This window comes from Allorhizobium sp. DMC15, from assembly GCF_056314065.1.
In genome coordinates this window covers 470897-488836 of the sequence record NZ_JBQUZB010000004.1, presented here as the reverse complement: position 1 = coordinate 488836, position 17940 = coordinate 470897, and the positions used below count along the sequence as shown (strand labels likewise).

The following is a 17940-nucleotide window of genomic DNA, read 5'->3' as shown; positions in this document are numbered from 1 at the left end:
GTTGGCGTTGGGGACGTCGGAAAATGCATCATGTATCACCTTTCATGCGGCGCGTGGGCCAGCTCCTGCCGTCGTCGGGGCGGGCAAGTCCTGTGCTCGATTCCGTCGGCTTCCGGTCGACCTGCCTGGAAAAAGGCAGCGAAATTCTCGGTGCGGGCACAACCGTCCGCCACGTTCTCACGATCGGGCACGGCCTGGCGATGCGCTACCGCCTGCTGCCCGACGGCAGCCGTCAGGTCATCATGTTCCTGACCGCCGGAGACATCTGCAATCCGCATATCTATCCGACGGTGATTGATCACGGCATCGCCGCCGTCACCCCCGTTCGCATCGACCGCTTCGACTGTGAAAGCCTGATCGGGCTCAGCAACAGCGTGGTCGGCCTCAACCAGGCGCTTTGGACCCTGGCGGAAGAGCAGAACGCCATCATGCGCAACCACATCACCAGTCTGGGACGCGGCGACGCCAGAACCCGCGTCATCATGCTGCTCAAGGAATTGTCGCTGCGTCTGTCGGTGTCGGCTGGCCAGGCGGGGCCCGTCTTCATTCCCGTGACCCAGTCACTGCTCGCCGACGCGATCGGCGTCACCCATATTCACTTCAACCGCATCATCGGCGACATGGGCAAGCGGGGCATCGTCGCCACCAGTCGCGGCGGCATTCTGGTGAACAGCATCTCCATGCTGGAAAAACTCGGGGAAGATCTGATCGTCGCTGCCTGACAGCGCAACCGGCATCAAAACTTGCTTCGGCAACGTGCTGCGCAGATCCTCCGACCGTTTGTATGAGCATCAAAAATCTGAAGAATCCGCCCCGGCGGCAGACAGAATTCAAGGTTCCGTCTGCCGCATTTTTTATTTGAAAAATTCACATTTTAATTCCGTTTTAGTTAACCAATGTTGATGTAGTGGCCGATTTTATTTGTTTCAGTGAGGCTCTATACAAAGGAGCTGAACATGAAGATCAGTGTATTCGGTGCCGGCTATGTCGGCGCAGTATCAGCCGCATGCCTCGTAAAGGAAGGCCACCACGTCACGGCGGTCGACCCCGATCCCAACAAGATCGGCCCTCTGATGGCCGGCAAGTCCCCGATCATCGAGCCCGGACTTGAGGACATAATTCGCGACGGCGTCGCCTCGGGCCGGCTCACCGCCACCCACGATGCCGCGGCCGCGATCGCCGCGACGGACCTGTCTCTCATCTGTGTGGGTACGCCCTCCCTGCCGGACGGCAGCCTCAACACGGAATATCTCAAGCGCGTCGCCGAGGACATCGGTGCAGCGCTGAAGCTGAAGAACACCTTCCACTCCGTCGTCGTCCGTTCGACCTGTTTGCCGGGCACCACGGAGAGCGTCGTGGTCCCGGCGCTGGAGGCGGCCTCCGGGATGAAGGCCTCCGAGGATTTCGGCATCGCCTATCTGCCGGAATTCCTGCGCGAAAGCACGGCGATCAAGGACTATTACGATCCGGGCGTCATCGTCTTCGGCGCCTCCGACAAATTCACCCTCGACCGCCTGGAATCGATCCACGCGCCGATCACCCGCCCGAAATTTGTCGTCGACATCAAGACGGCGGAAGGCATCAAATACACCAACAATGCCTGGCACGCGCTCAAGATCAGCTTCTCCAACGAGATCGGCAACATCCTCAGCAAGGCCGGCATCGACAGCCACGTCGCCCTCGACATTCTCTGCGCGGACGATCGGCTGAACATCTCCAAGGCCTATCTGACCCCCGGCTTCGCCTTCGGCGGCTCCTGCCTGCCCAAGGACCTGCGCGCGCTGATCAGCATGTCACGCCGCCAGGGAACGCCGGCCCCGCTGCTCGAGGCGACGCTCTCGGCCAACGAAGTGCAGATCAACCGCGCCTATAGCCTGATCGCCAACCAGGGCAGCCGCAAGGTCGGCATCGTCGGTTTGAGCTTCAAGCCGGATACCGACGACCTGCGCGAAAGCCCGCTCGTCGAGCTCGCCGAACGCCTCTATGGCCGCGGTTACCAGATCAAGATCTTCGATCCGAACATCCGCATGAACCGGCTCACCGGTGCCAATGCGAGCTTCGTCAGTGCCCGCCTGCCGCATCTGGCTGAACTGCTCAACGAAGACATCGAATCCGTCCTCTCGGACTCGGACGTCATCGTCGTCGGCAACCGGGCCGAAATGAACGGGTCGCTGAAGCGGGTCAAACCCGAGACCCACATCATTGACCTGGTTCGCGTCGACAAAACGCTGCGCAGCGAAGGCAATTATCATGGCATCTGCTGGTGACTTCACCTACAGCCCGGCCGCGCATGTCCTGATGGTCCTGGGGATAGCTGTGGCAGCGACATCGCTGCCCAGCCAGGCCTATGCCATCATCGACAGCAAGACCGGTCTGGCCATCGGCCTGATTGGCGCCTGGCGCTATGGCTGGGGCATCCTGCACTTCCTGCGGGGCACCCTCTACCGCGCTTACGTCTATCCGCGCATGAAGCGCGAGGCCATGGCCAGGAAGCGGGAGGGCTTCGCCTCCTACTTCCTCGTCACCAGCTTCCGCATTCCCACGGAAACGACGATCGAAGTCTACCGCGCGGCCTTCGCCGCGGCACTGAAAGCGCCCGGTCCGGCAACCGTGGTGGCGTCGATCGTCGATCTCTCTGACCAGCGCATCATCAAGAAGCTCTATGCCATGATGGTGGCGGACTCAGATCCGGTCGATCTCGTCATCGTGCGGATCGATGGCAGCGGCAAGCGTGATGCGCTTGCCTCGGGCTTTCGCGCCATTGCCCGCCTCTTCCCTGCCCCGGATGCCATGGTGGCCGTAATCGACGGCGACAGCATCGTTCCGGAAGATCTCGTCGAACAATGCGCGCCCTTCTTCCACGATCCGAATGTCGGTGCGCTGACCACGGACGAAATTGCCGAAGTGAACGGCAAATGGATCTTCCAGCAATGGTGGGCACTGCGCTTCGCCCAGCGTCACATCCTGATGTCATCGATGGGCCTCTCGCGCCGTGTTCTGACGCTGACCGGCCGCATGTCGATGTTCCGGGCCTCGATCATCTGCAACCCCGATTTCGTCGCCCAGGTCGAGGTCGACTACATCGATCATCCGAGGCTGGGTCGATTCAAGTTTCTGACCGGAGACGACAAGTCGAGCTGGTTCTGGTTGCTGCGCAACGGCTATCAGATGCTCTATCTCCCCGACGTGATGGTGAAGACCATCGAGGATCCGCCGGCCAAAAGCTTCTTCAGCTCCGCCGCCATGCTCATGGTCCGCTGGTACGGCAACATGCTGCGCACAAACCGGCGGGCGCTGGCGCTCGGCCCGCGCCGGATCGGATATTTCGTCTGGTGGGCAATCCTCGATCAGCGCATGTCGATGTGGACCTGTCTGGTGGGCGTCACGAGCGCCATCCTGGCCACGCTCCTGGTCTCGCCCTTCACCATCCTCGTCTATGCCGTCTGGATTCTGGCCTCCCGCTACGCGATCACGCTGTCGCTCCTGACGGCGAGACGGCAGATCTCGATCGTCGCGCCGCTGCTGCTCTATTTCAACCAGATCTTCGGATCGGCGATGAAGGTCTTCGTCTTCTTCCATCTGGATCGCCAGAAGTGGACCCGCCAGAACACCACGCTCGCCAAGGCAGATCGGAACTGGCTCGCGACCTATCGGAAATATGAATCCAAGCTCTACCAGTCGGTCAGCATCCTCGCTCTGATCACTGCCTGCAGCTTGATGATCGGCATCACATCCATTCCCCGTCTTTGAACACGAACCGGAGTCTCGATCATGAGAGGCATATCCTACGAAGCTGAACTGCAGCGTCAGCACCCCCGCTACGGGCTCCCATTGAAGGCCACGATCGACGGACGCGAATATGACGTGCACGACTGGTCGATGAATGGTTTTGCCATCAATGCCAAGGGCTTCTCAGCCGGCAAGAAAGTGATGACGCATCTCACCATTCCCTTCAGTGGCTACCATTTCAGCCTCACTCACGTGCCCGCCGAAGTGCTGTACGCCACCGATAGCGACGGCCGCACGAGCCTGGTCTTCAGCGCCCTTGAGGACAGCCAGATCAGCCTGTTGAGTTACATGACCGACGCGATTATCGCAGGCGAAGTGGTCAGAGCCGGAGACGTGCTCGATGTCGCCCGCCGTACCGACATGGTACGCTCCAAACAGGTGCCCGCGCCGCCGCGCCTGTCCACCGGCGCCCGCATTTCCCAGATGGGACGCCGGGTGGCGTCGACCGCCGGCGTTGCGGCGATCGGCGCGGCACTGATCGCCTTTCTGTCGGCGAATGTTTATGACGAACTCTATGTCGTGCGCCCGGAAAGCGCGAGCATTGCCGCCAAGACCGTCAACGTGGCGGCTCCGGCTGTGGGCCGCATCACCTTCATCAACGACAAGCCGCAGCTTGCCTTCGGCGAACCGCTGATCACCGTGAACCCGGCCGTCGGCGACCCGATCACGGTGGAATCGCCCTGTGACTGTGTCCAGACGGAACAGCGCTTCGCCAGCGGCGATTTCGTCCGCACCGGTGATCCCGTCGTGCGGCTGATGCGGGCGGACGCGCCGATCGTGGTCTCGGCCGCTGTCAGCGACAACAAGCTGATGAGCCTCTACGGCGTCAAGACAGCCTCGCTGGTCTATCCGGACGGCACCCATGTCAGTGACGCCGAAATCCTCTGGCTGCCGGGCAAGGGCGGGTCGCAATCCGACCTGCCGCGGGATCCGCTCACCGTGCTGATCGCACCGGAGAAGGCGCTGTCGACGGATATGCTCGGCCAGCCGGTCGAAGTCCGCTTCGACCTTTTCCCCGAGAGCACGATCGGACGGATGGTCCAGGCCGTTGCTGGCGCATTCGGCGCTGAATCCGCCGCCCAGGCCGTTGCCCAGGAGATCAAGCCATGACCCGGATCCGTCCCGTCATACTCTGCGGCGGCTCGGGCACTCGCCTCTGGCCGCTCTCCCGCCGCCTGGAACCCAAGCAGTTCCAGACCTTGGGTGGCGAGCATTCGCTGTTCCAGGGCACGCTCGCCCGTTTCCGCGACGCTGACTTCGGCCGCGCCACCGTGCTCGTCAACACCCTGCAGGAGCCCCGCGTCCGATATGAGTTGCAGCAGATCGACCATCCCGCTGGCCTGCCGCTGGTGCTCGTCGAACCTGCCATGCGATCCACCGCACCGGCCATTGCCGCTGCCGCCCGTGTGCTGATGGCCGAAGATCCCGAAGCCGTCATGCTGGTGGTGCCGAGCGATCATCGCATCGGCCGGCCGGACCGGCTGCAGGAGGCCTACCTGGCCGCCCTTCCTTTCGTCAAGGAGGGTGGCATCGCCCTGTTCGGTATCCGCCCGACCGCTCCGGAAACGGGGTTCGGCTACATTGAGGCCGAACCCGCTGGTGAAGGCCAGGTCACCAAAGTCCTGAGCTTCGTCGAGAAGCCGAACTTCGAGCACGCGTCCCGCCTCGTCGCCGATGGCCGCCACACCTGGAACAGCGGCATCTTCATGTTCCGTGCCGACACCATCCTTGCAGAACTCGCCAGCCACGCGCCGGACGTTCTGGCCGCCGTCGACGCGGGCATTGCGGAGGCCAGCCGGTCGGAGAACAGCCTGCGCATGTCGCAAAGTTTCGCAACCGCGCCGGAAATCTCCATCGACCATGCGGTGATGGAGCATTCGGCCCGGCTGGGTGTGCTTCCGGTCTCGCCGGAATGGAACGATCTTGGCTCGTTCGAAGCCCTTTGGGAAACCGGGCAGCACAATGGCGAGGAAAACGTCCTCAAGGGGGATGTCCTGCTGCGTGACGTCCGCCGCAGCTATATCAGCGGTTCCCGCCGTCTGATCTCAGTCATCGGTCTCTCCAACATCGTCGTCGTCGATACCGACGACGTGGTGCTGGTGGCCTCGCGTGCCCAGTCCCAGGACGTGAAGTTCATCGCGCAGCATCTGGCGAAAGCCGGCCACCCCGCAGCCGATCGTCATTTGCTGCGGCAGCAGACGGGCGGAAGCCGCCGCGTGCTCGAAGAAGGGCCAGGCTTCCGTGTCGAGCGCATCGACATTCTGCCGAACGCCACGCTGGAACTCGACCAGGAAGAAGCACCTGCCTCGGCCAGCTTTGTGGTCTTGTCCGGCGAGGCGGTGCTCGGAGAACCCGGCGCCGAAACGGTGCTGACCCAGGGTTTCGGGCTCGATCTCCGCTCGCGCCAGCAACTGGTCCTCAGCAATCCGGGGGAAGAGGCCGCAATCTTGCTTCTGACCCTCACGCGGCCCGTGGAAGAGGTCGACAGCCTCAGCCAGCAACGAAAGGTGGGCTGATGGCCACGCTCCCCTCCCCGGCGGCCGGATCCCGACTGCGAATGGTCTTGCTCTCGATCTCCTTGGCCTGGGCGGTGCCGGCCTCGGCATCGATCGAGAGCGAAGTGGACATGGCCCGGACCATCGTAACCGAAAGCACCGTGAAGCTGGACTCGGAGCGTGACCCCCATGCGCGCGTGCGTCTGCTGGACGACGCGGTGGATGCGATCGGCGTGCTCGAAGGCCTCGGACGCGACGACCGGCCGGGAACGGGCGCCAGAAAGGTCCTGCAGGATCTCGCCGCCCAGGCGATAACGCCCGACATCCTGCGCCTCAGCCTCGTCGAGGCTCTGACCGCCCTGATCGGCCCGGGCGACGCAGGCCTTCGGGCAGACCTCGACGCCAAGGCGGCGTTGGAAGCCATTCGCGACCCCGCCTATCGGTCTGCCGGCTGGACGGCACTGGCTGCGGCCCATGTGAGGACGGGTCAAGGCGAGGAAGCCGAACGCCTGGCGACCCTGGCGATCGAGGAAGCGCGCGGCATCGATCGCGATGCAACCCGTGACGGCGCGCTGCAGGCGGCTGTCCTCGTGTTTCCGAACGGCAAATTGCCCGAGGGCATTCTTGAAATCGCCACCAATTCCGTCGTCCTCGCCCGCACCCGCGCCGCAATGTACCAGACGGTCGCACGCGACGCGCTCAGCGCCGAAGGCATGACCGATCCTGCGGCCGAAACCCTCAAAAACCGCGCCGAAGCTGCCTTGGCTGCCAAGGATACGGCGCAGGCGCTCATGTTCGCGCAGGCTCTCGACCGCGACGAGGACATCCGCGCCGAATACCTCGACCGCGTGCTGCAGTTGGCCCTGGGCAGCGGTGACGACCGGTTGGCTCTGCGTACGGCGAAGTCCATGTCCCGCGACCGCGACCAGAACAAGGCGCTCCGTCAGCTGATCGACGCCCGCATCGATCGCGGCAAGGCACTGCGCGCTCGTGAGATTGTGCCCCTGCTGCTGACTGCCAAGGCCCGGATTGATGCCGATATCGCCATCGCCAAGGATCTCCGTCGTCAGGGTTACATCGAGGCCGGGCGCGAAATTCTGCTGCAAAACGCCGACATGAAGCTCGACGATCCCGATGCGACGGCCAACCTCGTCTCGGCGCTTGCGACGTTTGCGGAATTCGGGCCCGCCCGGACCCTTGCCGGTGCCTTGCCGGCCGGCGATCAGCGATCCTCCGCCATGGCCCGCCTGGTCAAAGGTCTGGCAGATGATGACCTGCTGGATCAGGCAAACGAACTGCTGTCCGAAGTCTCGGGTCCGCAGGACCAGAGCTACGCCCGCTCCGCCATTGCCCGGGCCTTGGTCAAGCGTGGCGACGCGAAAGGGGCGAGCGCGAGCCTGGCCCAGATCGATGCTGGGCCGGATCGGGATCGCGTGCTGGAAGCACTGGCCGAGCACGCCGTCAAAAAGGGAGACCTGGGACTGGCCCGTGACTACCTGGCCCAGACCGCCGGCGACGAAACGCGCTGCCGTATCCTGATCGAGATCGCGCTCGCCACATCAGGCAAGGCGTCCGCCCGCGAGATCCTCGATGAAGCCGTGGCCCTGATCGCCAATGGAAAGGATGTCGACGACAGCCGTGCCGAGATCGCCGTGGCCTTTGCCCGGATCGGTGAACTCGCCCGCGCAGACAGTCTGCTCGACACGATCACCGACCAGAGTGCCCGCCGTGAAGCCGAAAGCGAGATCGCCGAACTCCTCGTAAAACAGGGCGCCCTCGAACCCGCCCGGAACCGGCTGCAGCGTCTTCCGGCCGACAGTGCAGCGACGCTGAGCGCTGACCTCGCTTTTGCATCCTTCGAGAAAGACGGGGAGGTCGAGAGCTTTGTAAAAAGCGTGGCAGACCTCCCCTGGCAGGCGCGCGTCCCGGCCCTTCGCCGCATGGCGGAAGTCCGGGCAAAGGCGCTCGACGTCAAGGGATGGCTGAACGATCCGCAGATCGATCCCTTGGCGTCGACCACGCCGCCATCAAAGGGCCAGCAGGCCGATTTCACCATCGGGCGGCATCAGATCTTTGCGCCCGCCCCATCGACAAGGGCCCTGCCGGGCATACGGATGCCCGACATCTTCGAACATGACGCCGCCTTGTTGCGCGGCCGTGTTCCCGCCCCTGCCGACGGCGTCGGCCACCTCGCCATTCTCGGTTTCAGCCCCTTCAGTCTCGAGGCCTTCAAGCTCAGCACCGGCGGCGAGGCGGCGATCCACCAGGTTCAGCTTTCCCAGCAGATGACCTGGCCGCGCTATATTGCCGTCGAAAAGGGCGTCGTCACCCTGGGAACCCTCTTGCGCGACCTTCCGGAAACAACGGCCCGCCGCCTGCTCGTGGTCGAGGGCGATGATCTTCTGGTCCGGGTTCCGATCATCGTTCTTCCCGGCGCAACGCTCCTGATGTCCGGCGTGGAGTTCAGCCGCTACAAGCTCGGCGTTCAGTCCGGCGCGTTCATCGCAGTTGCCGGGCGCCTCGTCGTCCAGGATGCCGAAATCCTCGGTTACGACGAAATTGCCGGCCGCCCCGCCGTCGCGACGGACAAGACGCGCGCCAATTTCCGTCCTTTCATCACCGCCTGGGGCGGCAGCGACATCCAGATCGCCGGCAGCCGGCTGGCCATGCTCGGTTACGACAGCAGCAAGGCTTTCGGCCTCACCCAGTCCAGCGGTGCCGCCGTTCAGTCGCTCTATGCCTTCGACGACAACCGTCCCACCGGCAACATCGTCGACAACAGCTTCGAGAACCTGCGGTACGGCTATTACAGCTACGAGGTCGACCATGTCCGGGTGATCGGCAACGAATATCGCGACAACATCATCTACGGTATCGACCCGCACGACCGCTCCCGCCACCTGCTGATCGCGCTCAACACCGCCTACGGCTCGCAGAAGAAGCACGGGATCATCGTCTCCCGCGAGGTCGATGACAGCTTCATCGTCGGAAACGTCTCCCTGCACAACAAGGGCTCGGGCATCATGCTCGACCGCACCAGCGTTCGAAACATCGTCTACGCCAACACTGCGGTTGCCAACGACGGCGATGGCCTGACCTTCTACGAGAGCGGATGCAACATCGCCGCTGCCAATGACCTGAGCCGCAACCGCCGCGCCGGTGTGAAGATCCGCAACAGTGCCGATGTCGGCATGTATGACAACCGCATCGATGCCAACACCCAGAGCGGTGCCGACATCTACATCGCCGACCTGCGCCAGTCGCCGGAAGGCCATGCCCGCAATTTCGAACTCGACCCCTATCAGGCGCTCGTCACGGCCGTCATCAGCGGCAATGTTTTCTCCGAAAACGCAGACGCCATCAATGTCGCGGGCGCATCCCAGCTTCAGCTGGACGGGAACATGTATCGCCGCCAGCGCGATAACATTTTTGCCGGAGACCTGCGCCAGCTTTCCCCATTCCTTCTGCGCCTGCGCGAGACATCCGCTCTCCTCACAGACGACAGCTGCGAGCCAGAAGAGGCGGTCAAGAGCTGCAATTTCGGTGGCTGGCCGCATCCGCCGCGCAAGCACAACATCTGCACCGGCATGATGCTGTCCCCGGCACCGGCCGGAACCGGCGAGGCGGCACGGGATGGCTAGTCACACCTCCCTCGTGATCGCATTCTGCCTGTCTCTGGGCCTCGCCCTCCCGGCGACGGCCTCGAGCTGGGCAGGCCTCTTCGACGTCGAGGATCGGGCGGCCAAGCTCCAGACGCCTGCCTATAACGAGATCCGGGCGCTTTGCCTGGCTGTCGCGATCGATCCAGCCTGGGACAGGCTGAAGCCGATCCGTAAACTGACGACCACCGAAGGCTACGGCTCCGACACATCCGCCGAGGATTTCTCCTGGGCCGTCATGGTGCTCTCCGGCCGGGCTCTCGCCGGAGACGCGGACGCCCGCAACCGCCTCGCCGGCCTGATCGACCGCTGGGCCGAGGCAGGCGCGTTCACTGAAACGGAAGAGATCAATGACGCCTATTATGCGCTCAAGCGTCAGCTTCTGCCGTTGGTGGTTGCCTATGCCGTTCTCGAGCCGGGTCTGGAGGCCGAGCGGTCCGCCCGCCTGCGCGCCTGGATCGATGGGCTTGTCCGCAAGATCGACCACAACTTCGATGGGGATGTCGATCACAACAACCATCGGGTGCTGGCCGACAGCGTTCTTGCCGTCTGGGGCGCCGAGACCGGCGACAAGGCCATGATGGAAAAGGGCCTCGCCCGCTATGACACCGTGCTCGATGAAGTCCGGCCGGATGGAACCCTTGCGCTTGAGGCCAGACGTGGCGCGCGCGCCCTCTGGTACCAGCGCCAGACCCTGTCCAGCCTGACCGTCATCGCCGAGACGGCCCGCGGCCATGGTTGGGATTTTTACGGTCGAACCTCGCGTGATGGCCGCTCCTACGCCACCATGCTCGGCGCCCTCATGAACGGCATTGCATCGCCGATCCTGGTCGCCGTCTATTCCGCGGAGAACCACATTCCGGGTCCGGAAAAGGACTTCCACAATCTGGAACTCGGCTTCCTCGATACGCGCGGCCACGGGCGACACTACATGGGATGGGCGGAAGCGGCCATCCTCTCCGGCCAGGGCCTCGCCTTCGATCGGCTGAAGGCTCTCTTTTCCCGGCAGATCGTGGCACGGCGGCCGCTGATCGATGAATTCATTGGTGGAAATTCGACATGTTTCTGGGGGCAGCCATGACCAGCCTTGCACAAATTCTAGCTGTTGGCCTCATGGTCCTTGGGCTGCTTTCGTCCACAGCCACGGCCGAGGAAACGGACACAGCCGCTCGCTTCGCAGAGGAGCAGGCTCTGGTCGAAACGCTTTCCCGCAGCACGGCCGCTGAAGATCAGCGCCATCTCGGCGATCTCTATCGTGACGGCCTCATCTTCAGCGCCGAAAACCCGATCCGCAAAGCCGATCGTGACGCGGCGATCGCCGCCTATCGCCGCGCGATGGAACTCGGTGACCGTTCGCCCGCCGTCACCGTTTCACTCGGCCGCCTGCTGATGCGCAAGTCGGGCGGCGACGGTTTCGCCGAGATTGAACCGACCCTGCAGGCGCTCGCGCTCGAGGGCAACGGCGACGCCGCCTATCTGCTTGCCGTCGATGCGATGGAAAACCGGCATGTACCGCTCGAACAGGCGATACCCCGGCTGGAAGCCGCCGCTATGCTCGGAAGTGCCGGTGCCGTGTCCGACCTCGTTGCAGCCGGTGTCCCGGTCGGCGAGACATTGGAGCGGGCCGTGCTCACCCGTCTGACGCAGCGCGCAGAAGCGGGCCAGGCTGCGGCTGCGCTGTCCCTGTTCCGCATTTATGCCGACGGCCTGTTGACCGGGCGCGATCCGCAAACGGCCATGAAATGGCTGGAGCGGGCGGCTGAAGACGATCCGGTCACCGCCGTGGAGCAGTTGGCCGAGCAATATCTCACAGGTCTGAACGTGGAGGCCGATCCCGTCCGCGCCGCCGACCTCTTCCGCCAGGCCGCCCGCGCTGGCGGACGCAATGCCGCCCTGGCCCTCGGTCGCGCGGCCATTGCCGAGACCGGCATGCCCGTCTCGAACGCGGAGGCCCGCTGGTGGCTGCAGCGGGCGAGCGAAGCGGATGTGCGCACGGCAGCAGTCGAGTTGTCGAACCTCGATCTCAAGATCGCGCTCGCCTTTGAAGGTGCGCCCGCGGAACGCGAAAAGCTGATCATGGCGGCGCTTGAACCGATCGCGGACGATTCGGATGCGCTTGCCAATCTCGCCAACCAGCATTGGCGCTCTGCCCAGGCGGAAGTCATCGGCAAGGTTTTGCTGCCGCTTCTGGAGAAACAGGCGCTGGCGGGGAAAACCGTGGCGGCGCTCGCCTACAATGCATGGCTCGAAGCCAATGGCCGGCCGTTGCCCGATGCGGTTGCCCGTGCCCTGATCGAAAGCCTGCGCAAGACCCCCTTTGTCAGTGTCGGCTTCTCCAACTTCACGATTGCCACCCTGGCCCTTGATGGCCGCATGTCGCAAGCCGTGCTCGGCCGCAATCAAGCGATCCGCCTGCTGTTCAAGGCGGCTGACGACAATGTCGGTCAGGCCATGCTGCGGCTCGGCCAGCTCTATCGCCAGGGCGATCAGCTTGCGCGCAGCGACAGCTTTGCCAAGCGCTGGTTCATCCGGGCGAGCGAACGCGCCGTCGAACGCGCCGGCTGGGAACTCGCCGACATGCAGGCAGGTTCGCGGGATCCCGCAGAGTGGGAAGATGCGGAGCGCTTCTATCTCGCACAGATCGACGCCGGAGATCCACGCGGAGGTCTGGCCTTGGTTCAGGCTCGTCTGCGCCAGGACACCTTGGATGGCATCACGCTGGAGCGTGCAAAATCGGTCGTCCAGACGCCAACGGATACGATCGCTCTCGCGTCCCTGCTCTTCTCCACCGGCATTCCCGGACACGTGCAGGAAGCGGCAGCCCTTCTCACCAGCCTCCGGCAGGATGAATTGGAGCCTGGCGACCTCGTGGCTCTTGGCCGTCTGAAGTCATCCATGGCCGTCACGCCGGAGCAGACGGCTGCGGCGTCTTCCATCCTCGAAAAGGCCGCTGCAACCGGTTCCCAGGTCGCCCGCACCGCGCTTGCCGCGAGCTACCTGTCGTCGGTCAAGCAGCGGGACAAGGTTCCTGCCGTCATCGCCATGCTGCAGAAGGTGCTTGACGACAACCCCAAGGACCCCGAGGCCCGCCTCTTGCTCGCCCGTGCCTATATGCTCGGCATCGGCGTCGAGCGTGACGCCCGCAAGGCCGCATCCCTGGTGGCCGATGTCCGCAGTGAAAGCGGCATGCGCATGCCGAAGGCCACCCTTCTGGAAGCCGATTGGCTCGCCTTCTCCTCGGCTGGTCGTGATCCCGGCAAAGCGGTGGCGCTTCTCGATGCCCAGGCGGCCCGCGGCTCCTCGGCCGCCGAACGCGCCCTCGGCGAGTATTATCTCAACGGCTTCGGCCCTGCCATCCGTCCCGATGCCGCCGCCACCCGCATGTATTCCGCGGCCCATTCCGGAGACAAGGAAGCCATGGCCGCGCTTGGCCATATGCTGCTGAACGGCTACGGCCTCAATCAGTCGCGCGAGGCCGGCCTCGGTTGGTTGGAGCGCGCAGCCAATGCCGGCAACACCGCGGCGATGTACGAATTGTCCCGCGTCTTTGCGCTGCATCCGGAGGCACAGAGCGACACCCGCCAGGCCATCGCCTGGCTGCAGAAAGCGGCGGAACGCAATCATCCCAACGCTGCCTACCAGCTCGGCCTCGCTTACCTGACAGGCGAATGGGTCGACAAGGATGTGGCTCAGGCATCCTTCTGGTTCGATCGTTCGGCACAATCCGGAAATCTGCTGGCCGCCCGAACGCTGAAGGCCGTCCGCGAAGGCGCCGCGCCCAAGGAGGCCGCGATCGTATCCGACACGGCAGACTGAAATCTGAGCAGACGACCGCACGATCAAGACGAAAACACACACGCAACGCGACTGGAGGATAGCACATGCAAGGGTTTCGTATCCGCCGCTTCGGAATGATGCTCGCGACCGTGGTCATGGCTACCGCCGGCCTGGGTGAGCGTGTCCACGCTGCCGCGCCAGCGATAGAGGCCCTGCCCTATCCTGCCACACCGCCGGCACTGGATTACAGCCGCATTTGCCGCAAGCCGGAGGTCCCCGCCCCACTCGCCTTCGATTGGCAGGGCTGGACCGGTGGCCCGGTTCCCGTCTCCCAACAGCAGATCTTCGCCGATGCGATCCGCTTCGTCGACGGCGGCAGCGAAGTTGCACGTGATCTCCCACTGGCGCGGCGCATGCTGGAGATGCTCGTCTCTGAAGGCACGGGCGGTTCGCTGGAGGCCAGGCGCCGCCTGGCACTGTTGCTGCTCGACGACCGGGCCGGATCGCAAGATCGCAAACGCGCCGCGACCCTTCTCGTCGAAGCCACGGCCTCCCAGGAAACGGATGCCGCCCTTTCGCTCGGGCGCCTGATTGCACGTGGAGAACTTCCCGATCTTCCCTTGAGCGATGCGCCGCGTTATCTCGGGATCGCCGCCGGTTTTGGCGAGCCGATGGCCGCCTTCGAACTCTCTGCGCTGTATGCCGGTGGCGCCCTGCCTGCCCCGTTCGAGGGGGCGGCGGCCCATTTCGCCAATCTCGCCACGATCAATCTGCAGACCGCGCTGGCTTCGGGCGATTGTGCCGTGGCCGCTGAAGTCGGGCAGTTCCTTCTCGACCAGAACCTGACCGATGGACCGCAACGGGCCATCGCCTGGTTCGAGGTCGCGGCCAAGGCCGGACATCGCAATGCCTTGGAAAAACTGGCCCGCGCCTATGCGGCCGGACGTGGAGTGGAAGCCGATCCCGCAGCCGCGCGCCGATACTGGGCGCAGGCGGTCGAGGCCGGCTCGGTAACCGGTCTCGCAGCCCTGGCCGAACAGGATCTGACGGCAGGCCTTGATACCGAGGATCTCCGCCGCCGGCTTGAGATCGGCATGGCAAACGGTGATCCGAATGCCTTCCTCATCGCGGCCCGCCTGCATCGCGGCGATTACAATGGCACGGCCGATTTTGCCGCCCTTCAGGGCGTCCTGCAGAAGGCAGCCGCCCGCCCCGACGTCTCGATCTTCACGCTCGACATCCTCGGCAATGCCGTGCTCTCGGGCCAGGGCACCGCACCGGACCCGCAAAAGGCGAAGGACGTCTACGAGCGCATCCTGGCCGCCGGAACACCCGACGCAGACGCCATTTATGGCCGTTACCTGTTGAAGTCTGGCGGGGGCATTGAGCCGGCCATCGCCCACCTGCGCGACGCCGAGGCTGCGGGATCGACCTTGGGAACCACGGCGCTTGCCGACATCGCCGCCTGCCGGCCGGACACCGGCCTCGACCAGCCGGCGCTGCTGCGCAAGGCCGCCGCCGCCGGCAATCCCTTGGCCTTGCGCAAGCTTGCCCGTCTGGCAAGTGACGCCGGCGACAAGGCGCAGGCATCGGCCCTGTTCGAACAGGCCGCCGGCCTCGGCGATCGGATCGCCATGGTCGAACGTGCCGCCGCGATCCTGGGCGAAGGCAAGGATGCTGGCAAGAAGGGGGCCAAAGCGGCCGCAGATTTGATCGAGGCAGCCGGCGCCCCCGGTGACGGCATGATCGCTGGACGTCTCGCGCTCGTTCAGGCGCTGCGCAATGGCCGCCTCGGAGACGATGCCGGCCGCAGCAACGACCTGCTGCAGACGCTTGCGCAAAGCCTCGACCCCTCCGCCGATGTCGAGATTGTCCGCGACCGCCTAAAGGTCAATGGGGCAAGCGCTGCCGATCCGGACATCCGCCTGCGCCTGGAGCGCGCCGCGAATGCCGGCAATGCAGACGCCATGCTGATGCTCGCACATCTTGCCCCAACGGACGAGGCCACCGCCGCAAAGGGCAGCGAGTGGCTCATCCGGGCCGCGGAGCGCGGCAATCCGGAGGCTCTCGCGGCGCTGCCCACGGATCAGGCTGTGCTGAGACGCGTCGCGACCGGCCTCGAAACCGTCGTTCTCTGCGATATCGACGCGCTGGCGCAAAAGGCGAGACTTCATCGCCTGCTCGGCGATGACAAGGCAGCATCTGCCGCTCTGATCACGGCAGAACGGGTGGCGACCGCCCGTTCGCCCCGCCACATCTTCGTCCTTGCCCAGACCGTGCTCGGCATCGCCCCGCCGGCCGCCGACGATGCCGAACGCGCCGCGCGCCTGCTGTTGAAAAGCGCTGAAGCCGGTTACGGCAAGGCGACACTGGCCCTCGCCCGGCTCTATGACGGTGGCAAGCTCGGAAGCCGGCGCGCCGAAGCGATCGACTGGTATCGCCGCGCGGCGCTCGCGGATGAGCAGACGGCCGTACCGGAACTCGCGCGTCTGACAAACGGCGGAACCGATGCGGAGGCCGTGACGGCCCTCCGATCAGTGGCCGAGGCCGGCAATGTCACGGCCTTGCGCAGTCTCGGCATGTTGCTCGCCACCCAGAGCGGCGCCGACCGCGATGAAGGCATCCACCTGCTCGAAGAGGCCGCCCTGCGCAAGGACGTCGCGGCGATGAAGATCCTCGCCCGCTTCCATGCCTCCGGCATCGATGGAAAGGTGTCGGCCGCCAAGAGCACCAGTTGGACCCGCATGGCTGCCGAACAGGGCGATCCGGAAGCCATGTTCCAATATGCCATCGCCCTCGACCTCGGCTTCGGTGTCGAGTCCGATCCGAAATCCGCAAAAACCTGGCATCAGAAGGCACTTGAAAATGGTTTCGTTCAGTAAGTTTCAGGCTGCATCCGCGATGCCGGCAGGGCAGCTGCGCCGCGTGGCTTCCCGGTTGCTCAGCACGGTGTTCGCCCTCGGCCTCGGTTTCACCCTCGTCCTCTCTGCCCCGGTGGCGAGCCCCGCGATCGCAGCGGGCCCTGAAACCATGCTGCGCCAAAACCTGCCGGCCGCCCTGCGCGGCGATCGCACCGCCGTCCGCGAGGTCGCCCGTGCCATCGTCCGGATCGGACCACGCTCGTTCAAGGCTGCCGCCCAAATGCGCCCGCTCTTGCGCAGCGAGGCCATGCGCGGATCGAGCGCTGCCGCCAACGCCTATGGAATCCTGCTGCAATACGGCATCGGCGGGGCCAAAAATCCCAAGGAAGCGGCGAGTTGGTATGCGAAGGGCGGCGCCAACGGCAATCTCAGCGCCTCGAAGAATGCCGCACTGGCTTATGCCCTGGGTTGGGGCGTCCAGCGCAACACCAAGCGCGCCAATCAGTTGCTGGCCAAGGTGCCGTCCGATCAGCGCAGCCGCAAGATGCTCGAGATCAGCAAGGCCCTGATGCATCCCGGTCGCGAAGAACCTGAACTGGCCCTTTACTGGCTGGAACGCGCCGTATCGCTCGACAAGAGCGGCCAGTTGAACGCCGCAGGGGCCTATCGAAGCCTGGCCGGATCGATGGAGAACGGTGACGAAAAACTGCTCGAATGGCTGCAACCGCTTGCCGACAAGGGCAATGCGCGCGCCACGATCTTCCTCGCCCGCCACTACGAGGAAAACGGGACGGACCTCGCCCGGGCAAAGGCCGTCGACCTCTACCTTCAGGCCGCAGAAACCAAGGATACGGATGCCTATGAGGGCCTCGGCCGGATGCTCGCCGTCACCCAGCCGCCGCTGTCGGACCGCATCCTGGCCTTCCTTGAGGAAAAGGCGCAAGCCGGCGTGCCATCCGCCAACCTTGCCCTTGGCACCCACTATCTCTTTGGCGCAACCACATCAGGCGAGATGCGCGAAAAGGGCCTGGCTTATATGGAAGTAGCCGCCCGCGCCGGGGATCCGGAAACCCAGTATCGGCTGGCCCTTGTCCTGTTGGGCGATGCCAGCGACACCACACGGCACGACCTCGCCCGGGCCTATCTCGTCCTGTCTGCGGCCGGCGGCAACAAACGCGCCGCCCAGGCCGCAAAGCAATTCGGCCCTCTAACCGTCGCGGATGCTCGAGAAATTGTCGAAACCGCCAGGAATTAAACTGTTTCGGGACAGAAAAAGCCCATTTGGACTGTATTTTCAGCTGTGAATTAAGTGCAGGGTAAACCTTCGTCTTTATACCGACACGAAATCCGTTCGGGAGT

At 64.4% G+C, this 17940-nt stretch carries 11 protein-coding genes; 10 read left to right on the top strand and 1 reads right to left on the bottom strand.

Annotated features, from left to right (window positions below; all coding sequences use genetic code 11):
• The first annotated feature begins 23 nt into the window (after window positions 1-23).
• The 5 genes from ACT53S_RS19930 to ACT53S_RS19910 all read left to right on the top strand — a co-directional run bounded on the left by ACT53S_RS19930 (window position 24) and on the right by ACT53S_RS19910 (window position 6305).
• The gene (locus tag ACT53S_RS19930; RefSeq protein ID WP_113378278.1) at window positions 24-722 is read left to right on the top strand and encodes a Crp/Fnr family transcriptional regulator; all 699 of its coding nucleotides are present in this window, start codon (window positions 24-26) and stop codon (window positions 720-722) included.
• 234 nt (window positions 723-956) lie between these two features.
• Window positions 957-2267, top strand: a complete 1311-nt coding sequence (locus ACT53S_RS19925) for a nucleotide sugar dehydrogenase (RefSeq protein ID WP_476068242.1) — start codon at window positions 957-959, stop codon at window positions 2265-2267.
• A complete protein-coding gene (locus tag ACT53S_RS19920; RefSeq protein WP_113378276.1) occupies window positions 2251-3750 on the top strand; it encodes a glycosyltransferase in 1500 nt (499 codons plus the stop codon). The genes ACT53S_RS19925 and ACT53S_RS19920 overlap by 17 nt, the downstream gene beginning before the upstream one ends.
• 21 nt (window positions 3751-3771) lie before the next feature.
• Window positions 3772-4899, top strand: coding sequence for a PilZ domain-containing protein (locus ACT53S_RS19915; protein WP_476068241.1), 1128 nt, complete (start codon window positions 3772-3774; stop codon window positions 4897-4899).
• Window positions 4896-6305, top strand: coding sequence for a mannose-1-phosphate guanylyltransferase (locus ACT53S_RS19910; protein ID WP_476068240.1), 1410 nt, complete (start codon window positions 4896-4898; stop codon window positions 6303-6305). Before ACT53S_RS19915 ends, ACT53S_RS19910 begins: the two co-directional genes overlap by 4 nt.
• Here the strand turns inward: ACT53S_RS19910 and ACT53S_RS19905 are convergent.
• Window positions 6280-6417: a hypothetical protein gene (locus ACT53S_RS19905; protein WP_162750562.1), complete on the bottom strand. Its 138-nt coding sequence runs from the start codon at window positions 6415-6417 to the stop codon at window positions 6280-6282. The two genes, ACT53S_RS19910 and ACT53S_RS19905, sit on opposite strands and share 26 nt — an antisense overlap.
• Here ACT53S_RS19905 and ACT53S_RS19900 point away from each other — a divergent pair.
• From ACT53S_RS19900 to ACT53S_RS19880, 5 genes are all read left to right on the top strand, one after another.
• A complete protein-coding gene (locus ACT53S_RS19900; RefSeq protein WP_476068239.1) occupies window positions 6416-9925 on the top strand; it encodes a NosD domain-containing protein in 3510 nt (1169 codons plus the stop codon). The genes ACT53S_RS19905 and ACT53S_RS19900 overlap by 2 nt on opposite strands.
• Window positions 9918-11024: an alginate lyase family protein gene (locus tag ACT53S_RS19895; RefSeq protein ID WP_476068238.1), complete on the top strand. Its 1107-nt coding sequence runs from the start codon at window positions 9918-9920 to the stop codon at window positions 11022-11024. The genes ACT53S_RS19900 and ACT53S_RS19895 overlap by 8 nt, the downstream gene beginning before the upstream one ends.
• The gene (locus ACT53S_RS19890) at window positions 11021-13759 is read left to right on the top strand and encodes a tetratricopeptide repeat protein (protein WP_476068237.1); all 2739 of its coding nucleotides are present in this window, start codon (window positions 11021-11023) and stop codon (window positions 13757-13759) included. The genes ACT53S_RS19895 and ACT53S_RS19890 overlap by 4 nt, the downstream gene beginning before the upstream one ends.
• A gap of 65 nt (window positions 13760-13824) precedes the next feature.
• Window positions 13825-16602: a hypothetical protein gene (locus ACT53S_RS19885; protein WP_476068236.1), complete on the top strand. Its 2778-nt coding sequence runs from the start codon at window positions 13825-13827 to the stop codon at window positions 16600-16602.
• Complete coding sequence (locus tag ACT53S_RS19880; RefSeq protein ID WP_476068235.1) at window positions 16586-17836, top strand: tetratricopeptide repeat protein; 1251 nt, start codon at window positions 16586-16588, stop codon at window positions 17834-17836. The genes ACT53S_RS19885 and ACT53S_RS19880 overlap by 17 nt, the downstream gene beginning before the upstream one ends.
• Window positions 17837-17940: the final 104 nt, after the last annotated feature.

Excerpts from the sequence above, each read along its gene's own strand:
- ACT53S_RS19930 (WP_113378278.1), top strand. The coding sequence starts at position 24 with ATGCATCATGTATCACCTTTCATGCGGCGCGTGGGCCAGCTCCTGCCG.
- ACT53S_RS19925 (WP_476068242.1), top strand. The coding sequence starts at position 957 with ATGAAGATCAGTGTATTCGGTGCCGGCTATGTCGGCGCAGTATCAGCC.
- ACT53S_RS19920 (WP_113378276.1), top strand. The coding sequence starts at position 2,251 with ATGGCATCTGCTGGTGACTTCACCTACAGCCCGGCCGCGCATGTCCTG.
- ACT53S_RS19915 (WP_476068241.1), top strand. The coding sequence starts at position 3,772 with ATGAGAGGCATATCCTACGAAGCTGAACTGCAGCGTCAGCACCCCCGC.
- ACT53S_RS19910 (WP_476068240.1), top strand. The coding sequence starts at position 4,896 with ATGACCCGGATCCGTCCCGTCATACTCTGCGGCGGCTCGGGCACTCGC.
- ACT53S_RS19900 (WP_476068239.1), top strand. The coding sequence starts at position 6,416 with ATGGCCCGGACCATCGTAACCGAAAGCACCGTGAAGCTGGACTCGGAG.
- ACT53S_RS19905 (WP_162750562.1), bottom strand. The coding sequence starts at position 6,417 with ATGTCCACTTCGCTCTCGATCGATGCCGAGGCCGGCACCGCCCAGGCC.
- ACT53S_RS19895 (WP_476068238.1), top strand. The coding sequence starts at position 9,918 with ATGGCTAGTCACACCTCCCTCGTGATCGCATTCTGCCTGTCTCTGGGC.
- ACT53S_RS19890 (WP_476068237.1), top strand. The coding sequence starts at position 11,021 with ATGACCAGCCTTGCACAAATTCTAGCTGTTGGCCTCATGGTCCTTGGG.
- ACT53S_RS19885 (WP_476068236.1), top strand. The coding sequence starts at position 13,825 with ATGCAAGGGTTTCGTATCCGCCGCTTCGGAATGATGCTCGCGACCGTG.
- ACT53S_RS19880 (WP_476068235.1), top strand. The coding sequence starts at position 16,586 with ATGGTTTCGTTCAGTAAGTTTCAGGCTGCATCCGCGATGCCGGCAGGG.